This window comes from Micromonospora sp. WMMD961 (assembly GCF_029626145.1).
Taxonomy (GTDB): Bacteria; Actinomycetota; Actinomycetes; order Mycobacteriales; family Micromonosporaceae; genus Micromonospora.
The window spans coordinates 3,763,729-3,786,780 of sequence record NZ_JARUBJ010000002.1; the positions used below are offsets into that span (position 1 = coordinate 3,763,729).

24 protein-coding genes are annotated in these 23,052 nt (G+C 73.0%); 18 read left to right on the forward strand and 6 right to left on the reverse strand.

All coding sequences use genetic code 11. The annotated features are described in order from the left end of the window. The first annotated feature begins 50 nt into the window (after positions 1-50). Positions 51-557 (forward strand): Lrp/AsnC family transcriptional regulator, encoded by a 507-nt coding sequence (locus O7614_RS17080; RefSeq protein ID WP_278139452.1) that lies wholly within the window; start codon positions 51-53, stop codon positions 555-557. Here the strand turns inward: O7614_RS17080 and O7614_RS17085 are convergent. Next, positions 487-1,098 (reverse strand): histidine phosphatase family protein, encoded by a 612-nt coding sequence (locus O7614_RS17085; RefSeq protein WP_278139453.1) that lies wholly within the window; start codon positions 1,096-1,098, stop codon positions 487-489. The two genes, O7614_RS17080 and O7614_RS17085, sit on opposite strands and share 71 nt — an antisense overlap. Before the next feature lie 156 nt (positions 1,099-1,254). On the opposite strand from O7614_RS17085, the gene O7614_RS17090 reads away from it, so the two are divergent. The 3 genes from O7614_RS17090 to O7614_RS17100 all read left to right on the forward strand — a co-directional run bounded on the left by O7614_RS17090 (position 1,255) and on the right by O7614_RS17100 (position 2,944). After that, positions 1,255-1,449, forward strand: a complete 195-nt coding sequence (locus O7614_RS17090) for a CsbD family protein (RefSeq protein WP_088989634.1) — start codon at positions 1,255-1,257, stop codon at positions 1,447-1,449. 73 nt (positions 1,450-1,522) lie between these two features. Beyond that, positions 1,523-1,864, forward strand: a complete 342-nt coding sequence (locus tag O7614_RS17095) for a YnfA family protein (protein ID WP_278139454.1) — start codon at positions 1,523-1,525, stop codon at positions 1,862-1,864. A gap of 141 nt (positions 1,865-2,005) precedes the next feature. Then, the gene (locus O7614_RS17100; protein WP_278139455.1) at positions 2,006-2,944 is read left to right on the forward strand and encodes a polysaccharide deacetylase family protein; all 939 of its coding nucleotides are present in this window, start codon (positions 2,006-2,008) and stop codon (positions 2,942-2,944) included. Positions 2,945-3,000: 56 nt separating this feature from the next. Here O7614_RS17100 and O7614_RS17105 read toward each other — a convergent pair whose 3' ends face one another. Next, on the reverse strand, positions 3,001-4,392 hold the full coding sequence (locus tag O7614_RS17105; RefSeq protein ID WP_278139456.1) for a lysine 2,3-aminomutase: 1,392 nt from the start codon (positions 4,390-4,392) through the stop codon (positions 3,001-3,003). Positions 4,393-4,544: 152 nt separating this feature from the next. Between O7614_RS17105 and O7614_RS17110 the strand changes: the two genes are divergently transcribed. From O7614_RS17110 to O7614_RS17150, 9 genes are all read left to right on the forward strand, one after another. Beyond that, positions 4,545-5,594: a zinc-binding alcohol dehydrogenase gene (locus O7614_RS17110; RefSeq protein WP_278142287.1), complete on the forward strand. Its 1,050-nt coding sequence runs from the start codon at positions 4,545-4,547 to the stop codon at positions 5,592-5,594. A gap of 4 nt (positions 5,595-5,598) precedes the next feature. Then, entirely contained in the window at positions 5,599-7,164 is a 1,566-nt protein-coding gene (locus O7614_RS17115; RefSeq protein WP_278139457.1) for an amidohydrolase, read from the forward strand. 34 nt (positions 7,165-7,198) lie between these two features. Continuing rightward, positions 7,199-8,761, forward strand: a complete 1,563-nt coding sequence (locus tag O7614_RS17120) for a lysine 5,6-aminomutase subunit alpha (RefSeq protein ID WP_278139458.1) — start codon at positions 7,199-7,201, stop codon at positions 8,759-8,761. Further along, on the forward strand, positions 8,754-9,503 hold the full coding sequence (locus O7614_RS17125) for an OAM dimerization domain-containing protein (protein WP_278139459.1): 750 nt from the start codon (positions 8,754-8,756) through the stop codon (positions 9,501-9,503). The genes O7614_RS17120 and O7614_RS17125 overlap by 8 nt, the downstream gene beginning before the upstream one ends. 13 nt (positions 9,504-9,516) lie before the next feature. After that, complete coding sequence (locus tag O7614_RS17130) at positions 9,517-9,924, forward strand: hotdog domain-containing protein (RefSeq protein ID WP_278139460.1); 408 nt, start codon at positions 9,517-9,519, stop codon at positions 9,922-9,924. A 100-nt stretch (positions 9,925-10,024) separates the two neighbouring features. Next, positions 10,025-11,362, forward strand: a complete 1,338-nt coding sequence (locus O7614_RS17135) for a glutamate mutase L (protein WP_278139461.1) — start codon at positions 10,025-10,027, stop codon at positions 11,360-11,362. Between the two features lie 528 nt (positions 11,363-11,890). After that, positions 11,891-13,594 carry an apolipoprotein N-acyltransferase gene (lnt, locus tag O7614_RS17140; RefSeq protein ID WP_278142288.1) on the forward strand — a complete coding sequence of 568 codons (1,704 nt, stop codon included), beginning with the start codon at positions 11,891-11,893 and terminating at the stop codon, positions 13,592-13,594. 34 nt (positions 13,595-13,628) lie between these two features. Further along, on the forward strand, positions 13,629-14,438 hold the full coding sequence (locus O7614_RS17145; protein WP_278139462.1) for a polyprenol monophosphomannose synthase: 810 nt from the start codon (positions 13,629-13,631) through the stop codon (positions 14,436-14,438). Positions 14,439-14,505: 67 nt separating this feature from the next. Next, complete coding sequence (locus tag O7614_RS17150; RefSeq protein WP_278139463.1) at positions 14,506-15,036, forward strand: FxsA family protein; 531 nt, start codon at positions 14,506-14,508, stop codon at positions 15,034-15,036. 67 nt (positions 15,037-15,103) lie between these two features. On the opposite strand, the gene O7614_RS17155 is transcribed toward O7614_RS17150, so the two are convergent. From O7614_RS17155 to O7614_RS17165, 3 genes are all read right to left on the reverse strand, one after another. Further along, entirely contained in the window at positions 15,104-15,445 is a 342-nt protein-coding gene (locus O7614_RS17155; protein ID WP_030327608.1) for an RNA polymerase-binding protein RbpA, read from the reverse strand. Between the two features lie 229 nt (positions 15,446-15,674). Next, complete coding sequence (locus tag O7614_RS17160; protein WP_278139464.1) at positions 15,675-16,832, reverse strand: hypothetical protein; 1,158 nt, start codon at positions 16,830-16,832, stop codon at positions 15,675-15,677. A gap of 26 nt (positions 16,833-16,858) precedes the next feature. Further along, positions 16,859-18,229, reverse strand: coding sequence for an MFS transporter (locus O7614_RS17165; RefSeq protein WP_278139465.1), 1,371 nt, complete (start codon positions 18,227-18,229; stop codon positions 16,859-16,861). A gap of 57 nt (positions 18,230-18,286) precedes the next feature. Between O7614_RS17165 and O7614_RS17170 the strand changes: the two genes are divergently transcribed. Genes O7614_RS17170 through O7614_RS17180 form a run of 3 tightly spaced genes read left to right on the forward strand, consistent with a single transcriptional unit; the run spans position 18,287 to position 21,134 of the window. Continuing rightward, positions 18,287-18,934 carry a TetR/AcrR family transcriptional regulator gene (locus O7614_RS17170; protein WP_278139466.1) on the forward strand — a complete coding sequence of 216 codons (648 nt, stop codon included), beginning with the start codon at positions 18,287-18,289 and terminating at the stop codon, positions 18,932-18,934. A gap of 56 nt (positions 18,935-18,990) precedes the next feature. Then, positions 18,991-20,313 carry an NAD(P)-binding domain-containing protein gene (locus O7614_RS17175; RefSeq protein ID WP_278139467.1) on the forward strand — a complete coding sequence of 441 codons (1,323 nt, stop codon included), beginning with the start codon at positions 18,991-18,993 and terminating at the stop codon, positions 20,311-20,313. After that, positions 20,310-21,134 carry an SDR family NAD(P)-dependent oxidoreductase gene (locus O7614_RS17180; protein ID WP_278139469.1) on the forward strand — a complete coding sequence of 275 codons (825 nt, stop codon included), beginning with the start codon at positions 20,310-20,312 and terminating at the stop codon, positions 21,132-21,134. The genes O7614_RS17175 and O7614_RS17180 overlap by 4 nt, the downstream gene beginning before the upstream one ends. A gap of 8 nt (positions 21,135-21,142) precedes the next feature. On the opposite strand, the gene O7614_RS17185 is transcribed toward O7614_RS17180, so the two are convergent. Next, entirely contained in the window at positions 21,143-21,793 is a 651-nt protein-coding gene (locus O7614_RS17185) for a LysE family translocator (protein WP_278139470.1), read from the reverse strand. Between the two features lie 199 nt (positions 21,794-21,992). Here O7614_RS17185 and O7614_RS17190 point away from each other — a divergent pair, with 199 nt between their 5' ends. Together O7614_RS17190 and O7614_RS17195 are read left to right on the forward strand one after the other, a co-directional pair. Then, entirely contained in the window at positions 21,993-22,484 is a 492-nt protein-coding gene (locus O7614_RS17190) for a DUF1992 domain-containing protein (RefSeq protein WP_278139471.1), read from the forward strand. Between the two features lie 41 nt (positions 22,485-22,525). Continuing rightward, positions 22,526-23,050, forward strand: coding sequence for a GNAT family N-acetyltransferase (locus tag O7614_RS17195; protein ID WP_278139472.1), 525 nt, complete (start codon positions 22,526-22,528; stop codon positions 23,048-23,050). Positions 23,051-23,052: the final 2 nt, after the last annotated feature.

Below are 23,052 nucleotides of genomic sequence, written 5' to 3' on the forward strand. Positions count from 1 at the left end.
GCCGGGGTACCTCGTCGCCGTCGGGCGGTTTTCCCGGTAGGTTGCACGCCGTGGAGGAGATCGACCGCGCTATCGTCGCCGCGCTGACCGCCGACGGCCGTCTGTCGTACACCGACCTGGCCGAGAGGGTGGGGTTGTCGGTGTCCGCCGTGCACCAGCGGGTGCGCAGGCTGGAGCAGCGCGGGGTGATCAAGGGGTACGCCGCCCGCGTGTCGTTCGAGGCGTTGGACCTGCCGCTGACCGCGTTCGTGGCGATCCGCCCGTTCGACCCGTCGCAGCCGGACGACGCGCCGGAGCGGCTGGCGCACCTGCCCGAGATCGACTCCTGCTACTCGGTGGCGGGGGAGGATTTCTACATGCTGCTGGTACGGGTGGCCAGCCCGGCCGATCTGGAGCGGGTGTTGCAGGAAATCCGCACCTCGGCGAGCGTCACGACCCGGACCACTGTGGTGCTGTCCACCCCGTACGAGAACCGGCCGCCGAAGATCAGTGCTGCGGCACCGAGTCGGTCGCGGTCCCGGGCGCCGGAGGAGCCGGCTGGTTCCACCGCAGGATGACCTGCCGGCCGTGCTCGTGACCGAGCGCGCTGACCGTGGCGGTCTCCAGGCGTAGCCGGCCACCTGCGGACGGGGGCAGGCCGATCCAGCGGGCGCCGAGCACCCGCAGGCTGTGCGCGTGACCGACGAGCGCGACGGTGCCCCGGTCGAGTAGTGGGGTGACCCGGTCCAGCACCCGGTCGATCCGTTCGCCGACCTGCGCGGGGGACTCGCCGCCGGGGCAGCCGTCGGTCCAGATGTTCCAGTGCGGCCGGTCGGCGTGGATGTCGACGGTGGTGCGGCCCTCGTACTCCCCGTAGTTCCACTCGCTGAGGTCCTCGTCGACGGCGTCGACGGTGAGGCCGGCGAGCTGCGCGGTGCGCAGCGCCCGGGAGCGGGGGCTGGCCAGCACGGTGACGAACCGCCGCCCGGCCAGGAACGCGGCGAGGGTGCGTGCCTGTCGCTCGCCGTCGGGGGTCAGCTCCAGGTCGGTGTACGAGGTGTGGCGCAGGCTGGCGCTCCAGGTGGTCTCGCCGTGCCGGATCAGCAGGAGCTCTCCCATGCGGCCAGTTAACCACCGCTTCGGGGGCCGGCAGGGCACCCTCCCTCAACCTATCTTCCTAGGATGCCCTAGCGGACGTGCCGACCGGCACTACCGGTTTCGGCACCCGGAGACCGGGCAAGCGAGCGGGGACAACGGCCAGACCGAGGAGGCGCGATGAGCTTCACCGAGAAGGCAAAGAACAAGGTCGAGCAGATGGCCGGCGCCGCACGGGAGCGCGTCGGCGACATGACCGACAACGAGCGGATGCGTGGCGAGGGCGCCAGCCAGCAGAGCGACGCGCGCGCCAAGCAGGCCGGTCAGAACGTCAAGGACGCCGGTCGCAACGTGAAGGACTCCTTCACGAAGTGACCTGAGCGGTTCGCGGGTCCCCGGGTGCACCGTCGCACGGGGACCCGTCCCGTGCGGCGGTTAGTGTCGCCGGGTGACAGTGCTTCGTTCCCTGGTGTTGTTCGCCCTGGCCGCGCTGGCGGAGATCGGCGGCGCGTGGTTGATCTGGCAGGGCTGGAGGGAGCATCGTGGCCTGTGGTGGATCGCCGCCGGTGTGGTCGCGCTGGGCTGCTACGGGTTCGTGGCGACGTTCCAGCCGGACGCGAACTTCGGCCGGATCCTGGCCGCGTACGGCGGGGTGTTCGTGGCCGGATCGTTGGGCTGGGCGATGGTGGTGGACGGCTTCCGCCCGGACCGCTGGGACGTGACGGGCGCGGCGATCTGCCTGCTGGGTGTCGCAGTCATCATGTACGCCCCACGAGGCGGTCCAGCCTGACCCCTGTCACCCCCCGTCGATCATGGAGTGGTGGTGCCTGTTCTGACGTGTGGCAGGCGCTTTGTCGCCACCACAACTCCATGATCGACAAGGGTCGGCGCGGGGCAGTGAGGGCGGTTCGGGTTTGGGATGATCGGCGGCGTGATTCGTGCTCGGATTCGTCCGTCTCTTGGCGTCCTGGTGGTGGCGGCGGTCCTCGGTGGTGCCGGGTGTGAAGCGTCCCGGGTGCCGCCGTCGGAGCAGCCGGTCTTCGTCGGCTCGTCCGACTCGTCCACCCCGTCCGTCGCGCCGTCGGTCGGTGCCTCTCCGACTGTCGCGTCGTCCAGCGCCGCTGCGCCCCCGCCGTCGACAGGTGTCCCGTCACCGGGGGCGGCTGCTGCCAGGGTGCCGGGCGCGACGCCGATCGGGACCAGGGCGCCGGTCGTCGACCACGGGCCGCGGACCGGCAACAGGGTCGCGTTGACCTTCGACGCGGACATGACCGACGCGATGCTGGCCAGCCTGCGTGCGGGTCGCGTGAAGTCGTACGCCAACCTGCGCATCCTCGACCTGCTGGAGCGGGAGGGGGTCCCGGCCACGTTCTTCCTGACCGGTAAGTGGGTGCAGCGGTATCCCGACGTCACCCGTCGGATCGCCGGCAATCCGCGCTTCGAGTTGGCCAATCACACCTACGGGCACGCGGCGTTCACCGCCGACTGCTACGACCTGCCGTCGCAGCCGGTGAGCGAGTTGCGCGGCGACGTGGCGAAGACGTTCGAGGTGATCAAACCGTACGGGGGCCGGCAGACCCGGTACTTCCGGTTCCCGGGGCTGTGTCACGACGCGGCGGCGCTGGACGCGTTGGCCCCGCTCGGGGTGACGGTGGTCGACGGGGACGTGGTCAGCGGTGACCCGTTCGCGAAGTCGTGGAAGCCGTTGGTGCGGGCGGTGCTGGACCACGTCCGTCCGGGGTCGGTGGTGATCATGCACGTGACCGAGGCGAACGCGGCGATGACCGATGAGGCGCTGCCGCACATCCTGGCCGGGTTGCGCGAGCGGGGGTTGACGCCGGCGCCGTTGTCCGAGGTGTTGGGCGGCTGAGGGTGGAATTGCGCCGGGCCCCGGGGTGTCGCCCCAGGGCCCGGTCGTCGCGGTGGTCAGTCGTCGCGGTGGTCGTTCCACCACTGCTGGCCGTCGGCGGGCAGCGTGTCGATCGGGTCGTAGTAGGCGTAGCGCTTGTTGAGCGCCTCCAGGTCGGCTGACTCGATGGAGGTGCGGTAGTTCTTCGTCCAGTAGGAGATGCCGCGTTCGCGGTCGTAGTCGGTGAGCATGTGCACCCAGCGCTTACCGACGAAGGGGACGTCGCAGACGATGCGGGGGGTGGCGTAGCCGGGGAGGTAGCCCATGATGTCGTGCTGGAGTTGCTGGGCGTGCCAGACCGGGACGCGCCAGTGTTCGGCGTTGGGGATCATGTCGCACATGTAGAAGTAGTACGGCAGGATCCCGGCTTCGCCTTGCAGGGCGAAGCAGAGGTCGAGCAGTTCCGGGGTGGTGGCATTGACGCCGCGCATGAGCACGCCCTGGTTGCGGACGTCGCGGACGCCGACGTCGAGGGCGGTCTGCGCGGCCTTGGCGACCAGTGGGGTGAGTGACTGGGCGTGGTTGACGTGGGTGTGGATGGCGAGGTTGACGCCGCGGCGGGCGGCGGTGCGGGCCACCCGCTCCAGGCCTTCGACGACGTCGGGCTGCAGCCAGTGTTGGGGCAGGCCCATGAGGGCCTTGGTGGCGAGCCGGATGTCGCGGACCGTCTCCAGTTCCAGCAGGCGCATGAGGTACGACTCGAGGTTGCGCCAGGGGACGTTGGCCACGTCGCCGCCGGAGACGACGACGTCGCGGACGCCGGGGTGGGCCTTGAGGTAGGCGATGTGGGCGTCGTAGCGGTCGACGGGTTTGAGGGTGAGTTTGAGTTTGTCGACGGCGGGGGTGGAGTTGCCGACCAGGTCCATGCGGGTGCAGTGTCCGCAGTACTGCGGGCAGGTGGAGAGCAGTTCGGCGAGGACCTTGGTGGGGTAGCGGTGGGTGAGCCCTTCGGCGACCCACATGTCGTGCTCGTGCAGGCTGTCGCGGCTGGCGTAGGGGTGTGAGGGCCAGTCGGTTCGTCGGTCGGAGGCGACCGGGATCATGTAGCGGCGGATGGGGTCGGCGAGCAGCGCCTCGGTGGTGAGGGGCGCGAACGGCACCATCGTGTTGATCATCTGCGGTGGCACCAGCATGGACATGGTGGCCAGGGCCTTCTGGTCGGCCTCGAGGTCGGCGTAGAAGGTCTCGTCGATCAGGTCACCGAGGACGGCGCGGAGCTGCTTGGTGTTCTTGACGCAGTTGACGCGTTGCCACTGGGCGGATTCCCACTGGTCGCGGGTGACGTGGCGCCACCCGGGGAAGCGGGTCCAGTCGGGTTCGACCAGGGGGCGGCGGTGGTATTCGTACGGCTGCCCGGTGGTCGGTGTGGCGACCGGGGCGTGACGGGGTTGCGGGATGGTCTGGGTCACGGCCCCTCCTCGGTGTTGCGTTTGATCGACGGGCCCGAAGGCTACTGGAAAATATTCGGTACAGAAACTATTCTGCCGTAAGTTTTCCCGTTACGCGAGCCTTGACCGGGGCTTCGGGCGGCTGGGCAGGGGAGGTTGGCGTGACGTCACCGGTGGGACTGCACCGCGTCGTGCAACCGGCGGGGGTGCTGCCGCAGGCGGCCTGGCGCCTGGACGCGTCGGCGGCGATCGCGCCGAACGAGGTGCGGATCCGGGTGCAGCGGCTGAACCTGGACGCGGCGAGTTTCCGGCAGTTGTCGGAGAAGCACGGCGGTGACGGCGACGCGGTCCGCGCCGAGGTGCTGGAGATCATCTCGACCCGGGGGAAGATGCAGAACCCCATGACCGGGTCGGGTGGGATGCTGATCGGCACGGTCGAGGAGGCCGGCCGGCGGTCCCCGCTGGGGCTCAAGGTGGGCGAGCGGGTGGCGACCCTGGTGTCGTTGACGCTGACGCCGCTGGTGATCACCGACGGGTTGGCCCGCTGGGACGGCCGCAGTGAGCAGGTGCCCTGCGACGGGTGGGCGATCCTGTTCGCGCGGTCCATCGCGGCGGTGCTGCCCGACGACGAGGACCCGCAGTTGTCCCTGGCGGTGCTGGACGTGTGCGGTGCGCCCGCGTTGACCGCCCGGGTGGTGTCGCGCTACGTCGAAGATCGGCAGCGTGCCGGTGACCCGACTCCGGTGCGGGTCGCGGTGATCGGCGGGGCCGGTAAGAGCGGGTCGCTGTCGCTGGCGGCGGCGCGGCGGGTGGGTGCCGCGCGTACCGTCGGCGTGGTTCCGGTGGCCGCCGAGCGGGACGCGCTGACGGCCGCCGGGCTGGCGTCGGTGGTGGCGTTGGCCGACGCGCGGGATCCGGTGGGGTTGTCCACGGCGGTGACCACCGCGCTGGGCGCGCCGGCGGACGTCACTGTGGTGTGCGTGGACGTGCCGGGGTGTGAGCACGGTGCGGTCCTCGCCACGGCCGACGGCGGCACGGTGATCTTTTTCTCGATGGCGACGAGCTTCTCGGCGGCGGCGTTGGGCGCGGAGGGGTTGGCGGCGGACGTGACGATGCTGGTGGGCAACGGGTACGTGCCGGGGCACGCGGAGTTGGCGTTGGGGCTGCTGCGTGCCGAGCCGGGGGTGCGTCAGCTGTTCGCGGCGCGGGTCGCGGCAGACTGAGGTCATGACGAACCCCTCGACGTTGTACCGCGGCGGCGTGCTGCACTGCCCCGCCGACCCGAGCGCTACCGCGCTGCTGGTGTCCGGTGGGCGGATTGCCTGGTTGGGGACCGACGGTGATGCGCCGCCGGCGGACCGGGTGGTGGACCTGGACGGGGCGTTGGTGACGCCGGCGTTCGTGGACGCGCACGTGCACGCCACCGACACGGGGTTGGCGTTGTCCGGGCTGGAGTTGTCCGGGGTGCGCTCGGCGGCGCAGTTGTTGGACGCGGTGGCCGGGTTCGCGGCGGGGCTGCCGGCGGACGCGGTGGTGCTGGGGCACGGCTGGGATGAGTCGGGGTGGTCGGATCCGTCGTTGCCGGACGCGGCGGCGTTGGATCGGGCGGCCGGTGGGCGGCGGGTGTACCTGTCGCAGGCGTCGATCCATTCGGCGTTGGTGTCGTCGGCGCTGCTGGCGGCGTGTCCGCAGGCGGCGCGGTCGGCCGGGTACGACGAGTCGGGCTGGTTGCGGCGCGACGCGCACCACGTGGTGCGGGCGGCGGCGCAGGGGTCGGTGAGTCGGGCGCAGCGGGTCGCGGCGCAGCGGGTGGCGCTGGCGCACGCGGCGTCGTTGGGGATCGCGGCGGTGCACGAGTGTGGTGGCCCGGAGATCTCCGACGAGGAGGACTTCACCGGGTTGCTGGGGATCTCCGGTGCGGGGTTGCCGGAGGTGTACGGGTACTGGGGTGAGTTGGGTGGCGCGGCGCGGGCCCGGGAGCTGGGTGCGGTGGGCGCCGGTGGGGACCTGTTCGCCGACGGGGCGTTGGGGTCGCGCACGGCGCACGTGTCGCAGCCGTACGGCGACGGTGACGGCTGCGGGCACGGGTATCTGACGGCCGAGCAGGTGCGCGATCACCTGTTGGACTGTGCGGCGCACGGGATGCAGGGCGGGTTCCACGCGATCGGCGACGCGGCGATCGCCACGGTCCTGGACGGGTTCGCTGCGGCGGCCGCGACGGTGGGTGTGGAGCGGTTGCGGGCGGCCCGGCACCGGATCGAACACGCGGAGATCATGAACAAGCGGTTGATCGCGCGGTTCGTGGAGTACGGGGTGGTGGCGAGCATGCAGCCGGCGTTCGACCGGTTGTGGGGTGGTGCGGGCCGGATGTACGAGGCGCGGTTGGGGTTGGACCGGTCGTTGGAGTCGAACCCGATGGGTGCGATGCACTCGGTGGGTGTGGCGTTGGCGTTCGGGTCGGATTCGCCGGTGACGCCGCTGGACCCGTGGGGGTCGGTGCGGGCGGCGGTGGCGCATCACAACCCGGCGCAGCGGATGAGTGTGCGGGCGGCGTTCGCCGCGCACACCCGTGGTGGGTGGCGGGCGGTGCACCTGGACGTCGAGGGGGTCCTCGCGTTGGGTGCGCCGGCGACGTTCGCGGTGTGGTCGACGCCAGCGGGGGTGGAGCGGGGTCTGCCGGTGTTGCAGGCCGAGGACCCGGACCTGCGGGGTCCGCAGGACCCGACGCCGTTGCCGGTGTGCCGGCGTCTGGTGCTGCGCGGTGAGGTCATCTACGAGGAGGGGTCGTCGTGAGCGAGCGGACGAGCGGTGTGTCGGGGGCGGCGGCGTGACCAGCAAGCTTGATCTTGATCCGGTGCTGGTGGCGCGGGCGCGGGAGTTGGCGCGTCGGGCCGGGCAGCCGGTGGTGGACCTGGCGCGCAGCCATACCACGGTGTCGGTGGAGCGGGCGGTGCTGCGGCTGGCCGGGGTGACCGGCGCCGACCCGGACGGCATTCCGTGGGTGAACCGGCTCGTCGACGCGGTCGCCGGGGATGTGGGGTTGGGGCACGGGGTGGCGGTGCCGGTGTTCGACGCGCTGACCCGCGAGGGCGTCACGGATGTGACGTTGCTGGCGCAGAAGGCCGCGGCCGGGTCGGTGCGGTTCACCCAGCCCTCCGGGCGGGCGGCGGCGGCGGCCCGGACGGCGGCGCGTAGGGCGGTCGGGGCGGGCGTGCGGCGCATCGACCGGCGGCGCGCCGAGCGGGACCGGTTGATCAAGCGGCACGGTGACCCGAAGCAGCGGCCGTGGATCTACCTGATCGTGGCGACCGGGGACATCTACGAGGACATTCCGCAGGCGCAGGCGGCGGCGCGGGCCGGCGCGGACGTGATCGCGGTGATCCGTTCCACCGGGCAGTCGTTGCTGGACTACGTGCCCGAGGGCGCGACCCGGGAGGGTTTTGCCGGCACGTACGCCACGCAGGAGAACTTCCGGTTGATGCGGGCGGCGTTGGACGAGTCGTCGAAGGAGGTGGGCCGCTACGTGCGGTTGACCAACTACGCGTCCGGGTTGTGCATGCCGGAGATGGCGACCCTCGCCGGCCTGGAGCGGCTCGACATGATGCTCAACGACTCGATGTACGGGATCCTGTTCCGCGACATCAACCCGGTGCGGACGTTCGTTGACCAGCGGTTCTCCCGGCAGGTGCACGCCCGCGCCGGGATCATCATCAACACCGGTGAGGACAACTACCTGACCACCGCCGACGCGGTCGACGAGGCGCACACGGTGACGGTGTCGCAGTTGCTCAACGAGTTCTTCGCGCACGAGGCGGGGCTGGCGGACTGGCAGTTGGGGCTGGGGCACGCGTTCGAGATCAACCCGGAGGTGCCGGAGTCGTTCCGCCTGGAGTTGGCGCACGCGTTGCTGGCCCGGGAGTTGTTCCCCGACGCGCCGTTGAAGTGGATGCCACCGACGAAGCACATGACCGGTGACGTGTTCCGGGGCAACCTGCTCGACGGGTTCTTCAACCTCGCCGGTGCGCTGACCGGTCAGGGCATCCTGCTGGTGGGGATGATGACCGAGGCGGTGGTGACGCCGTGGTTGTCCGACCGGGACATCGCCCTGCAGAACGTGCGGTACGTGCTGGGGGCGGCCGGTGGGCTGCACGAGGACTTCGTGCCCGCGCCGGACGGGTTCATCCGCCGCCGCGCCAACCAGGTGCTCGGTGAGGCCCTCGATCTGCTGGACCGCATCGGGGAACAGACCCTGCTGACGGCCATCGCGGAGGGCACCTTCGGGATCATGAAGCGGCCCGCGGATCGGGGCAAGGGTCTGGACGGGGTCGCCGCGCACGAGGCGGACTACTGCAACCCGGCCACCGACATCCTGGAGGCGGGGCGTGAGTAAGGCGATCGTGCGACCGTACGGGGACACCACCGGTGACGGGATGGTGCAGGTGTCGTTCACCCTGCCGGTGGCGCACGACAAGCGCGCCGAGGGCGCGGCGGTGCAGTTGGCCAACAAGATGGGCATCGACCCGGCGATGGTGGTGCACGCCAAACCGATGGGCGACGGGTTCACGTTCTTCGTCGTGTACGGGCGGGTCAACCACCTGGTCGACCTGAACGCGGTGCAGGTGGTGGAACGGGATTTCGCCCTGCTGTCGGCCAAGGACGTCAACACGGTGATCAAGCAGCGGCTGCGGCGCAAGCTGTCGGTGGTCGGGGCGTGCATCGGCACCGACGCGCACACCGTGGGCATCGACGCGATCCTCAACGTGAAGGGCATCGCGGGGGAGAAGGGCCTGGAGTACTACCGCGAGTTGAAGGTCACCAACATGGGTGCGCAGGTCAGCGTGCCGGAGTTGGTGGAGACCGCGCGGGTGGAGAAGGCCGACGCGGTGCTCGTGTCGCAGGTCGTCACGCAACGCGACGCGCACCTGCACAACACGCGGGAGATGTCCGCGGCGTTCCGGGAGGCGATGCCGGCGGGGCGGCGCCCGTTGCTGATCGTCGGTGGTCCCCGGTTCGACGAGACGATGACCGACGAGTTGGGTGTGGACCGGATCTTCGGTCGGGGCACCACTCCCGGCGAGGTGGCCAGTTACCTCGTGCACGCCCTGATCACGCAACGGAAGGCGATGGCATGAGGAAGGCGATGGCATGACCGACGCACGGCTCGGGTTGACGGTGACGCACCGGCGGTATGTGCCGTACTCGCACGCGCACTACGCGGGTCACCTCGTCGACGGGGCGTACGCCCTCGGGTTGTTCGGTGACGTGGCCACCGAGGTGTGTATCCGTACCGACGGCGACGAGGGGTTGTTCGCCGGGTACTCCGATGTGCGGTTCAGCGCGCCGATCCGCGCCGGGGACGTGGTGGAGGTGACCGCGCAGGTGTCGCGGGTCGGTACCCGCAGCCGCACCCTGGAGTTGTCGTGTGCGGTGGTGTGCCGGGGTCGTCCGGACCGCTCCGAGTCCGCCGCGGAGGTCCTGGACCCGCCGATCGTGGCGGTCACCGCGACCGGCACCGTGGTCGTTCCCGCCGCCAGCGTGAGTCGCGAGGAGTGAGCCGGGGTTGCGAGCCCCGCAGTCGCTCACACCCAAGGCACGGTGAGTCGCGAGGAGTGAGCCGGGGTTGCGAGCCCCGCAGTCGCGAACAGGCAGACCGGTGACCCTGGCGGTCTGCGCGGACGTCGGGTCCACGTACACCAAGGCGGCGGTGGTGGACCTGGCCGCCGGTGTGCTGGTGGGAGCGGCGTCGGCGCCCACCACCGTCGGTACCGACGTGCTGCACGGCCTGGACGCCGCGGTCGCGGCGGCGACCGCCGGGCTCGGGGCGCGCGACGTGCCGTGGTACGTGTGCTCGTCGGCCGGCGGTGGGCTGCGGCTGGCCGTGATCGGCTACGAGCCGCTGGTGACCGCTCAGGCGGGCCGGCGGGTCGGGTTGTCCGCCGGCGCGCACGTGGTGCACGTGGCGGCCGGGCTGCTGGGCGCGGCGGACCTGACGGCGTTGCGGGCGGCCCGACCGGATGTGGTGTTGCTCGTCGGTGGCACCGACGGCGGGGACGCTGACACGGTCACCCACAACGCGACCCGGCTGGCCCGTGCCCGGTGGCGGGTGCCGGTGGTGTACGCGGGCAACGCCGACGTCCGCGAGGACCTCACCGCGCTGCTGGAGGCTGCCGGGGTGCCGGTGACGGGCGCGCAGAACGTCCTGCCGCGCATCGGGGTCCTCGCCCCGGCGTCGGCGCGGGCGGCGATCCGCGCGGTGTTCCTGCGCCACGTCATCGGCGGTAAGCGGCTGTCGCGGGGCCCCCGGTTCGCGCGGCTGGTCCGTGCGGCCACCCCCGACGCGGTCCTCACCGGTGTGGAGGTCCTCGCCGACGCCGTCGGCGGTGACCTGGCCGTGGTCGACGTGGGTGGGGCCACCACCGACGTGTACTCGGTGCTCACCCCTGACGAGCGGGCCACCGGGCCCGGGCGGGAGGTGGCCGGCAGTCTGTGGCGGGCCCGCACCGTCGAGGGTGATCTAGGCATGCGGTGGAGCGCCCCCGGTGTGCTGCGCGCGGCCGTCGAGGAGCGGCTGCTCAGCCCGGGCGACGCCGAGGACCTGACGGACGCGGCGGACCGTCGGGCGGCCGATCCGGCGTTCCTGGCCGTCGACGACGCCGAACGGGCCGTGGATGCCCGGATCGCCACCCTCGCCGCGACGGTGGCGTTGCGCCGCCACGCGCGGGGCGCCGCGACGGGTGAGCGGGCCGGACGGGACCTGCGGGACGTGCGGTTGCTGGTGGGTTCCGGTGGGGTGCTGCGGCACGCGTCGACGTCCGTGTCGGGGCAGGTGTTGGCGGCGGTCCTCGCCGACCACGCCGGCGGGTGGGCGTTGCCGCGCGCGGCCGCCGCGGTGGTCGACGCCGACTACGTGTTGGCCGCCGGGGGGCTCCTCGCGCCGGAGCACGGGGTGGCGGCGGGGGCGCTGTTGCGTCACCATCTGCGGACGCATTGAGACGCGCCGACCGACACGCCGTGTCGCAACACACGACAGGCCGGGTGTGGGTTGACAACCGACGGGGGTCGGCACGTACCGTCTTTGAGTCCTACCACGGGAAGCGGCTGTTGTTCGCTTCGTCCCTTCGTCCGCTGGCCGAGCGACATGTTTCAGCGTCATCGTCGCGGCGGCCAGGTCCAGCGGGCGGGGGTCGGCGGGGCGGCGCGAACCGGCCGCGGTTACCGGTGTACGGGCAGGGTGAGGTGCACGGCCAGTAGACAACGGCCCGGCGGGGGCAGCCAGTCCACGTCCGGTCGGTCCGAAGGTCGTCGTGCCCCATCCTCGCCACACCGGCCGGGAAGGGCCTGGGAGCATCGGGGCGCGGCGCGAGCCGCGCCCCGATTTCGTCCCTACCGAGGCGCGGACCGCGCCCGTGCCGCTTTCCGTGATCGCGCCCCACCGCTCGCTGCCGGCTGCCCGATGCGGCTGCTCCAGCGCTCGGCCAGGTAGCCTTCGCCCCGTGATCGAGGTGAAGCTGCGGTGACGATGCTGGACCGGGACGAAGTCCCCGCCCCCGCGGTGACCGGCGCGCCGGTCGCCGGTCGGCCGCTGCCGCTGCGGGTCGCCGCGCCCCTGGCCGTGGCCGCCGGCCTGGCCCTGCTGGTGGCGTTCCCCCCGTACGGGGTGTGGCCGCTCGCCCCGATCGGGGTGGCGTTGCTGGCCGCCGCCACCCACCGGCGGCGGTTGCGGGCCGGCGCCGGCCTGGGCTTCCTCACCGGGGTCGCGTTCTTCGCCCCGCTGCTGGCCTGGACGAATTTGCACACCGGGTACCTGCCGTGGGTGCTGCTGTCGCTGTTGCAGGCCGGCTACCTGGCGTTGCTCGGCGTGGCCACCGCCTGGGTGTCACCGCTGGTCGACCGTGTCCGCTGGTCGTGGCCGGTGCTGACCGGGCTGTTGTGGGTCGGGCAGGAGGCTCTGCGTGACCGCACCCCGTTCGGTGGGTTCCCGTGGGGGCGGCTGGCGTTCAGTCAGGACACCTCCCCGCTGCTGCGCCTGGCCTCGCTGGGCGGCGCCCCGCTGGTGACCTTCGCGGTGGCGCTGCTGGGCGGGCTGTTCGTCACCGCCGCCTGGCGTGCCTGGTGCACACTGCGTCCCAGCAGGCACATCGGCCCCACCGGCACCGGCGCGACCACGGGGCCGGCCGGCACCGAGCCGACCATCGACAGTGCCGACGCCGCCCCGGTCACCGGGTCGGTGCGGCGGTGGGCGCCGGTGGCCGTACCGGCGGCCCTGGCGGTCGCGCTGAGCGCCGGGGCGCTGCTCGTGCCCGTCGCCGCCGCCGGGTCCGGTGCGGGCGTCACCGTGGCGATCGTGCAGGGCAACGTGCCGCGCCTGGGTCTGGACTTCAACGCCCAACGGCAGGCGGTGCTCGACAACCACGTCGACGCCACCCTCGAACTGGCCGCCCGGGTCGCCGCCGGCCAGCAACGCCAACCCGACCTGGTGGTGTGGCCGGAGAACTCCAGCGACATCGACCCGCTGCGCAACCCCAGCGCCGGGGCGCGGATCTCCCAGGCCGCCGACACCATCGGCGTGCCGATCCTGGTCGGGGCGGTGCTGCTCGGGCCGGGCGCCGGGCAGGTCCGCAACGCGGGCATCCTGTGGCGGCCCGGCACCGGCGCGGACCTCGAGCAGCTGTACACCAAACGCCACCCGGTGCCGTTCGCCGAGTACGTGCCGCTGCGCGACGTGGCCCGCATGGTCAGCAAGCAGGTCGACCTGATCCGCAGCGACTTCGTGCCGGGGAGCACCCCGGGCGTGGTACGCGCCGGCCCGGCCGTGCTGGGTGACGTGATCTGCTTCGAGGTCGCCTACGACGAGGTGGTCCGCGACACCGTCGTCGGCGGCGCGCAGCTGCTGGTCGTGCAGACCAACAACGCCACCTTCGACGTGGCGGAGGCCCGCCAGCAGTTGGCGATGGTCCGGTTGCGGGCCGTCGAGCACGGCCGGCCGGCGTTGATGGCCTCCACGGTCGGGGTGTCCGGGTTCGTGGCACCCGACGGGCGGGTAAGCGATGCCACCGGGTTCAACACCCGGGAGGTCGTGGTGCGGCAGGTGCGCCTCGACGACGGACGTACCCTCGCCACCCGGCTCGGTTGGTGGCCGGAGGTGGTGCTCGCCGCGCTGGCCGTGGCGGCCCTGGTCGGTGCCGCGGTGCTGCGCCGGCGGCAACGGATCATGCCCGGATAGCAACAGCCGGTACGCCGGCGGGAGCGGAGGAACCGTGATCCAGGCGACCGATACGATCCGACGCCCGGACGAGGTGCCCGGGGTGGGCCGCGTGCTGGTGGTGATCCCCACCTACAACGAGGCCGACAACATCGCGGCGATCGTGGGCCGGGTCCGGCGCGCCGCACCGGCGGTGCGGATCCTCATCGCCGACGACAACAGCCCCGACGGCACCGGCGCGATCGCCGACGCCCTCGCCGACGGCGACGCCCACGTGCAGGTGCTGCACCGCCATGGCAAGGAGGGTCTCGGCGCGGCGTACCTGGCCGGGTTCGGTTGGGCCCGGGAGCGCGGCTACCAGGCGGTCGTGGAGATGGACGCCGACGGCTCGCACGCCCCGGAGGACCTGCCCGCGCTGCTGGACGCCGCCCGTGACGCCGACGTGGTGATCGGGTCGCGGTGGACCAGCGGCGCGCAGGTGGTCAACTGGCCGTTGCGGCGGCTGCTGCTGTCGCGCTGCGGGAACCTGTACGCGCGTCTGGCGTTGGGCATGCCCGTCTCCGACGCCACCGGCGGTTACCGGGTGTACCGGATCAGCGCGTTGGACGCCATCGACCTGGAGTCGGTGACCTCCCAGGGCTACTCGTTCCAGGTGGAGCTGTCCCGTCTGGCACACCAGGCCGGTGTGCGGATCGTGGAGGTGCCGATCACCTTCGCCGAACGGGAACGTGGGGACAGCAAGATGAGCCCGAAGATCGTGGCCGAGGCGCTGTGGCGGATCACCGCCTGGGGTGTGCAGGACCGCCGCCAGGCGGTGCGCCGGGGCCTGAACGGTACGGCCAGCGGTCAGGCGCGGTGGCCGTGAGCGCGGACGTGTCATGCTGGATGAGCGGGACACGCCCATGGTGTCGCGGGAATGGCGATGAGGTGAGATGCGCCGAGGACTGAGGTTCGTACCGTTGGCCCTGTTGCTGGCGGTGGTGCTGGAGCTGGTGGTGTTCGTCGGTGTGGGGCGGGCGCTGGGTTTCGGGGTGGCCGTGCTGCTGGTCTTCGCGGCGTCCCTGCTCGGGTTGGTGCTGCTGCGCCGCGAGGGGATGCGCGCCTGGCGCGGGTTCCGCTCCGCCGCGGCGGCCGGGCAACCACCGGGCGGGCAGGTGACCGACGGGCTCGTGGGGTTGGCCGGCGCGTTGCTGCTCGCGGTGCCCGGTCTGGTCAGCGGGCTGGCCGGGTTGCTGCTGCTGGTGCCGCCGGCGCGGCGACTGGCCCGCGCCGGGGTGCGGGGCGCCACCGAGCGGCGGGTGTCGTCGATGGTCGCCGTTGACCTGTTCGGCCCCCGCACGGTGCGGGTGCGCCAGGGTGCGCCGCAATCGACGGCGTCACCGACCCCGCAACCGGAGCAACCGGTGGTGGTCGACGGCGGGCGGGCCATCGAGGGAGAGATCGTCGAACCCGGTCGTCACTGAGAGCACTGACAACGACGCCGCCCCCGGGGTGAAACCCCGGGGGCGGCGTCGTTGTTCGTCGTGCGGCTCAGGCGCGGCCGCGGCGGGTCCGAACCTCCTGCAGGCGCTCCTCGAGGATGTCCTCCAGCTCGGCGATCGAACGCCGCTCCAGGAGCATGTCCCAGTGGGTACGCGGGGGCTTGGCCTTCTTCTGCTCCGGCTCGCTGCCGTCGACGAGTCGGGCGACGCTGCCGTCGAACTTGCACTCCCAGGTCGTCGGGACCTCGGCGTCGACGGCGAACGGCACCTCGAACTGGTGGCCCTTGGCGCACAGGTACTCGCGGGTCTGACGCGGCGCGAGCTCCGTGTTGCGGTCGGATTCGTAGCTCACCGCGCCAAGGCGGCTTCCGCGCAGCATACGCTCGCCCATGATCGACTTCCCCTCGTTCGTGGTGCTGGTCTTCTGGGTGTAACGGTGTGTTCCCGTCGAGCCATTCCCGCCCGAGGGCGGGAGGCGTCCACGGGCGGACCGGGACCAAGGGTAACCGGCCGGGACGGTCACCCGGCCGGGTGATCCCCGGGCGGGTCGCAACGGCGGTGTGTCCGCTGCCACCGGGGATGTTAACCGCCCGGACACTCGGGAGGTTGCGGCGGCCCGCTCAGCCGTTCGCCTCGCCCGTCGGCCCGGGACCCAGCCGGGCCAACGCCAACGCCAGATCGCTGACCTGGTCACCGAGCTGCGCCACCCGCCGCTGGGCCAGATCCCGGTCGGTTTCGGCGGCGTCGAGTCGTACCGTCAGGGCGGTGACCTGGCCTTCGGCGGTGGCCGTGGCCTGCCGGGCGGCGCTCAGCTCGGTGCTCAGGGTGTCCCGCTGGGCGGCGGTGGCGGCCAACTCCGCGCGCAGCCGCGCCGCGAGTTCGGCGGCCTCCTGCCGGGCGTCGTCGGCCTCCCGGGCCGCGACCAACGCCCGGTCGCGGGCACGGTCGGCCTGCTCGCGCGCGCGGGCGGCGTCGGCGGCCTCGGCGCGGGTCCGCGCGGCGTCGGCGCGGGCCTGCTCGATCTGACGCCGCACGTCCTGCACCTCGGCCTGCCACCGCCCGGCCCGCTCGGTCGCCTCGGCGGCGGCCCGGGTGGCCCGTTCGGCGTCGGCGCGCGCCGCGTCCCGGTCCACAATCAGGTCGGTCACCCGTTGCCGTTCGGTGTCCCGCTCGGCCCGCAGGTCACGCACCTCGGCGCGGGCCTGGTCCCGGTCGCGTTCCGCCTGGGCGCGCAACGCCTCGGCGGCGCTGGCGTCGTGGCGTGCCTGGTCGCGGGCCGCCTCGGCGTGCTGGGCCCGTTCGTCGGCCACGGCGGCCCGCCGCGCCGCCTGCTCGGCGCGCTGCCGGGCGTCGTCGGCCTCGGCGAGGGCACCACGGGCCTGCTCCCGGGCCCGTGCGGCGTCGGCCGCCGCGGCCTCGGCGTCGTCGCGGGCCTCGTCACGTTCGGTCTGCGCCGCCGCGACCTCGGTGGCGGCCTCCGCGCGGGCCTGCGCGAGTTGCCGCTGCACACCCACCGGGGACAACTCGGCGTGCAGCGACTCGGTCAACGTCTCGACGATCTGGTCGAGACGGTCCACCGCCTCCCAGGTACGGGCCACCTGCCCGGGCAGGCCGGGGGCGTTGCGGTGGCGCATCCGGCTGTTGCGTGAGGCGCGCTGGCAGGCGCCGTCGTTGTCCCGGCAGTAGCGAAACGGCCGGCCCGCGCCGACACGCTGCGCCACCGGCGCTCCACAGTGGGCGCACGGGCGGGTTTCGGTGGTGCTGGGCTGGGCGTCCATCGAGGGCGAAGTCTAGTGCCGGCCGTTCACCTCGTCGCCCGGGCGGTCGCGTCCAGGGTGTAGCGGCGTTGCAGCAGCAGGGCCGCGAGCATCGCCACCGCCGGCAGCAACCCGAAGCCGTAGCGGACCGCGGCGAGCGCCGCGTCCGGCTGTACCGGGGACTCACCGGCCGCCGACGCCACGAAACCACCGACGGTCAGGCACAGGGCGTAGGCGTACGGGCCCAGCGCCGCGCCGGTGGCCTCGGTGGCCGTCCACACCCCGGTGTAGGTGCCGGCGCCGGTGGTGGCGGCGTCGGCGCTGGTGGTACTGGCGGCGCGGATCACGTCGGGCAGCATCGAGAACGGCAGCAGTTGCATGCCGGCGAACGCCACCCCGAGCACCGCCACCGCGCCGATCAGCACCGGCAGGCCGGCCGGTCTGCCCACCGCCAGCACCAGCGACCCCAGGGCGAACGCGCCCTGCGCGCCGAGCAGCGCCCGTTGTTTGCCGACGCGGCGGGCCACCACCAGCCAGGCCGGGGTGACCAGCAGCGCCGGCGCGACGAACGCGGCGACCAGCACCGTGGTCAGGCCGGGGGCCCGCAGCTCGTACTCGGCGTAGTAGGGCACCCCGGCGAGCACCAGGTGGGTGGTGGTGGACATCGCCAGGTAGGCGGCGACGAGCCAGCGGAACTGCCGATCGCGCAGCGCGGTGCGCAGGGCCCGCCAGCCGCCGTGCCCCGCCGGGGCGGAGTCCGCCGCCGAGCCGCGCAGCCGGGAGATGCCGGCGACACCGACCAGCATGGCCACCAGCATCCCGACGGCGAGGACAACGCCCATCCGCTGGTAGCCGGCGCGGGTCGCGGCGTCGCCGCCGGTGAGCAGCGGGGCCAGCAGACCGGACACCAGGATGCCCAGGGTCAGCACGACCATCCGGAACGCCATCAGCCGGGTGCGTTCGTCATAACCGATGCGCAGGTCCGCCGGGGTGGCCAGGTAGGGGACCTGGTAGGCGGCGAAGAGCAGGTTGCCGGCGACGAAGAACACCGCCACCCACGCGGCCGCCGGTGCGCCGGTCAGGCCACCGGGCACCGCGAACAACGCGGCGAACGCGACCGGCAGGGCGCAGCCGAGCAGCAGCAGGCGACGTCGGTCGCCGCGTCGGGTCTGCTCGACGTCGGCGCGGTGCCCCACCCAGGGGTGCAGCACAACGTCGGCGATCTTCGGCAGCAGCAGCGCGAGGCCGGCCAGCCACGGGCCGACGGCCAGCACGTCGGTGAGGAAGTAGAGCAGCAGCAGGCCGGGCACGGTCACCCACACGCCCATGCCGAGTGAGCCGGCCGCGAAGCCCGCCAGGGGGCCACGGGGGAGCGTCGTGTCGGTGGCGGCCGCGGGCCGCCGGTCGAGCCCGGTCATCGCCGCATCCTCTCCGCAATCCAACGGTTGCTGGATTCTAGGGGCAGAATGGCGGCCATGACCATGCCCCGACGCCGTCCGGGTCGCCCGCGGCGCGACGAGACCCGGCCGACCCGCGAGGTGGTGCTCACCGCCGCGACAGCGCTGTTCGCCGAGCGTGGCTTCGACGCCGTCGGGCTGCGGGAGGTCGCCGCCGCCGCCGGGGTCGACGTCGCCACGGTCGTGCACCACACGGGTACGAAGGCAGCGCTCTACGACGCCTGCTTCGCCCGGGTCTTCGCGGCCGAGCGGGAGGTCCTGACGGAAGCCGCCGAGCAGGCCCGCGCCGCTCTCGACGCGGGGCCGGACGCGGCCCGGCGAGCCCTGCACGAGCTGGTCGACGTCTTCGTCGACTTCCTGCAGGACCGGCCGGAGACCACCGCACTGTGGTTGCGTCGCTGGCTGGAACCCCAGCGGCACGCCGAGCTCGACCAGCGCTACGCCGACCCGTTGTACCGGTTGGTCGCCGAGTTGCTCACCGCCGCCGCGGCGGCCGGGGCGCTGGCCGAGCCGACCCCGCACATCACGGTGCGCAGCCTGGTGTGGGCGACGCACGGCCACGTGGTGGCGCTGGCGGCGGGCGCGCCGGGCGCTCGGGAGCGGCGCGAGTTCCGGGCGTTCGTGCATCGCCTGCTCGACGGGTTGTACGGGCCCCCGACGACTTGACGGGTCGCCGCCCGGCGACGATTATCCATCGGACGTTGGATTAGATGGGGGCGGCGATGGGCGTACCACCTCAGGTGGCGGTGATCGGCGCCGGCGCGGCCGGGCTCGCCGCGGTCAAGGCGCTGCGCGACGCCAACGCGTCGGTGGTCTGCTTCGAGGCCACCGACCAGGTCGGCGGCCTCTGGGTCTACGGCGCGCCCGACTCGCCCGCGTACCGGACGTTGCACCTGAACACCAGCCGGGGCCGCACCCAGTTCGCCGACCACCCGATGCCCACCGACTGGCCCGACTACCCCGACCACCGTCGGGTCGCCGGCTACCTGGCCGACTACGTGGACCGGTTCGGGTTGGGCGAGCACATCCGGCTGCGCCACACCGTCGAGCGGGTCACCCGGAATCCGGACGACACCTGGACGGTGGCCGCGAGCGCGCCGGGCGGGCCGGTCGAGGTCACCGTCGACGCCGTGGTCGTCGCCAACGGACACAACCGGGTGCCCCGGCTGCCCGAGCCGTCGTACCCCGGCACCTGCACCGCCGAACAGATGCACAGCCACGACTACCGGGGTCCGGAGCAGTTGGTCGGCAAACGGGTCCTCGTCGTCGGCGGCGGCAACTCCGCGATGGACATCGCCGTGGACGCCTCGTACGCCGCGACCCGCACCTTGCTGTCGCTGCGCCGGGGCGTCTGGGTGGTGCCGAAGTACCTGCTGGGTCGCCCCTCGGACACCCTCAACGGGGCGCTGGCCCGTCGGCTGCCGTGGCGGCTGCGGCAACGCATCAGCCAGACGATGCTGAGTGCCACCGTCGGCAACCCCACCCGCTACGGGTTGCCCGCGCCGAACCACGGCTTCCTGCAGGACCATCCGACGCTGTCCGACGGGTTGCTGTCCCGGCTGACCCACGGCGACGTCGAGGCCCGGCCCGGCGTCGCCTCCGTCGACGGCGAGCGGGTCGAGTTCACCGACGGCCGCAGCGACAGCGTCGACCTGATCATCTGGTGCACCGGCTACCGGGTGGCGGTCCCGTTCCTCGACCCGGCGCTGCTCGGCGAGGGCGCCGACAGCCTGCCGCTGTACCGGCACGTGTTCCACCCGGACGCCCCCGGCCTGACCTTCGTCGGGCTGGTGCAGTCCACCGGGTCGGCGTTCCCCCTGGTCGAGGCGCAGGCCAAACTGATCGCCGCGCACCTCGCCGGCCGGTACGCGTTGCCGGACCCGCAGCGACAGCGGGCCGCCTGCCGGGCCGAGCTGCGGGCCGCGACCGCCCGCTGGGGTCAGCGCCGCCCGGCGATGCGGGTGGACTTCGACGTCTACCTGGCCGAGTTGACCCGGGAGTTGGCCGCTGGAGGCCGCCGGGCCGCAGCCGGGGCCGGACGGTGACGAACCGGTCGCTGGCCGGCCGGCGGGTGCTGCTGACCGGGGCGAGCGGCACCTTCGGTCGACATCTCGGTACGGCGCTGAGCGCCGCCGGCGCGCGGGTGATGGGGCTCGACCTGCACGCGCGCCCCGACGGTGACGTGCCGGTGCTCGGCTGCGACCTGACCGACCCGGACGCCGTGGCACCGGCGGTGCGGGCCGCCGTCGACCAGCTCGGCGGGCTCGACCTGCTGATCAACAACGCCGGGGTGGGTGGACCCGCCCCGGCCGAGTTGCCACCCGACGAGGTGGTCCGCCGGCAACTGGAGGTCAATCTGCTCGCCGCGTGGCGGACCACCGCCGCCGCGCTGCCACCGCTGCTCACCGCCCACGGGCGGGTGATCTTCGTGGCCAGTCGGATGGCGGTGCTGCCACTGCCGCTCGCCGCCGCGTACGGGGTCAGCAAGCGGGCACTGGTGGCGTACGCCGACGCGCTGCGGCACGAGGTGGGCAGCCACGTCGGGGTCAGCGTCGTCTACCCGAGCATGGTCGCCTCACCCATCCACGACAGCACCGCCGAGGCCGGGTTGTCGTTGCAGGGGGTGTCCCGCCCCGAGCCGGTCGAGGGGGTCGTCGCGGCGATCCTGCGTACGGCCGCCGCCCGTCGGGCGCCTCGGGACGTGGCGACCACTACCCGTGGACGTCTGGAGCTGGCCGTCGGCCGGCACGCGCCCGCGCTGGCCGACCGGCTGGTACGCCGTACCCTCGCCGCCCGGCTCGCCGCCGGTGACCTGGACGCCGCGCCGCTGGCCGCCGGGATGGTCCGCCGCCACCGCGGGCGGTGACCGTCGGGTCAGGGTGTGGCGACCGCCGCGCGGGACCGGTCGGTGGCGATCCGCACGGCCAGCGCTGCGAGGGCCGTCCCGGTCACCCACCGCTGCACGCGCAGCCACACGGGTCGGCGGGCGAAGAAACCGGCGAGGGAGCCGGCGGTGAGCACGATCAGCGCGTTCACGCTCAGTGCGACGGCAATCTGGGTGAGGCCGAGCAGCAGGCTCTGCGCCGCCAGGTGCCCGCGCGCCGGGTCGACGAACTGGGGCAGCAGCGACACGTAGAGGATGGCGATCTTCGGGTTCAGCAGGTTGGTGACCAGGCCCATGATGAACAGCCGCCGGGGTGGGTCCGGTGGCAGCGGCGCGGGCGTGAACGGTGAGTGCCCGCCGGGCCGCAGCGTCCGCCAGGCCAGCCAGAGCAGGTAACCGGCGCCGGCCAGTTTCACCACCGCGTACAGCGTCGGCACCAGGACGAAGACGACGGCCAGGCCGGCGACCGCCGTGGCCAGGTAGACGCCGAAGCCGGCGGCCACCCCGAGCAGCGAGACCAGCCCCGCCCGGCGGCCCTGCGCGACCGACCGGGACACCAGGTAGACCATGTTCGGGCCCGGTGTCAGCACCAGCCCCAACGCGACAAGCGCGATGCCCAGCAACGCACCCGAACCCACCACCGGTGTTCCCCCGTTCGATAGTCCCCACACTGACCGTAATCGGGATGAACATCCCGGCCCAGGGCCACCTCGCGGCGCGTGGCCTGCGGTCCGGCGCGGCGACCGGGAATGGTCGCCGGGCCGGACGCGCTCACCTCTCGCGAGGCCCGTCGCTGTACTTGCGCGGCGCGTTACCGTGACCAGGGGGAGGTGCCGCAGCGTGACCGAAGCGTGGGAAGCGGCCGTGGAGGCGCAGATCCGGGGAGCCGCCCAGCGCGGCGAGTTCGACAACCTGCCCGGCATGGGCAAGCCGATCCCCGGCCGGGGTATGCCGTACGACGAGTCGTGGTGGATCAAGAGTTTCCTGGAGCGCGAGGCACTGCCCAGCGACCTGCTCCTGCCCACCCCGCTGCAGTTGCGCCGACGCATCGAGCAGATCCCCGACGAGGTCCGCGACCTGCCCACCGAACAGTCCGTGCGCGACGTCGTGGGGCAGTTGAACGCGCAGATCGTGGCGTGGCTGCGCAACCCCGACGGCCCTCGGGTGGTGGTGCGTCCGGTGAACGTCGACGAGGTGCTCCGCCGCTGGCGCGCCGAGCACGCCCCGCCCAGCGTCTCGACTGCACCGACCGAGCGGGTGAGCGTCGTCGCCCCGCCACGCCGGTCCCGCCGTACCTGGTGGCCGCTGCCGTGGCGGCGCCGGTCGCGCTGACCCGCCCGGGCGGCCTGGCACGCCACCGGCAGACTGTGCGGATGGTGATCGAGTTGCGGGCGTCGGAGCTTGCCCTTCGGCCCTGGCGCGACGACGACCTGGACGCGCTGCTGGCGGCCTACCGGGACCCGGTGCTGCGGCGGTGGACCCGGATGCCGGTGACCAGCCCGGACGAGGGCCGGCGGTGGCTGTCGCGGACGCAGCAGGACTGGGCCGACGGTCGGCGGTACAGCTTCGCCGTCCTGCAGGACCACGCCGATGGTCCACGGCTGGTCGCGAACGTGGTGCTCAAGGGGGTCACGCCGGAGCGTCCCGCGCCGGAGGTGGGCTACTGGACGGCGTCGTGGGCCCGGGGCCGCGGCGTCGCCCCGCGCGCGGTCACCGCGCTCAGCCGGTGGGCGTTCGACCGGTTTCCCCAGGTGACCCGCCTCGACCTGCTGCACCAGGTGGACAACGTCGCGTCCTGCCGGGTGGCACAGAAGTGCGGGTTCGTGTTCCAGGAGGTGCTGCCCGCCCGGCCGCCCTTCCCGCTCGACGGTCACCGGCACACCCTCGACGCTGCTTAGCC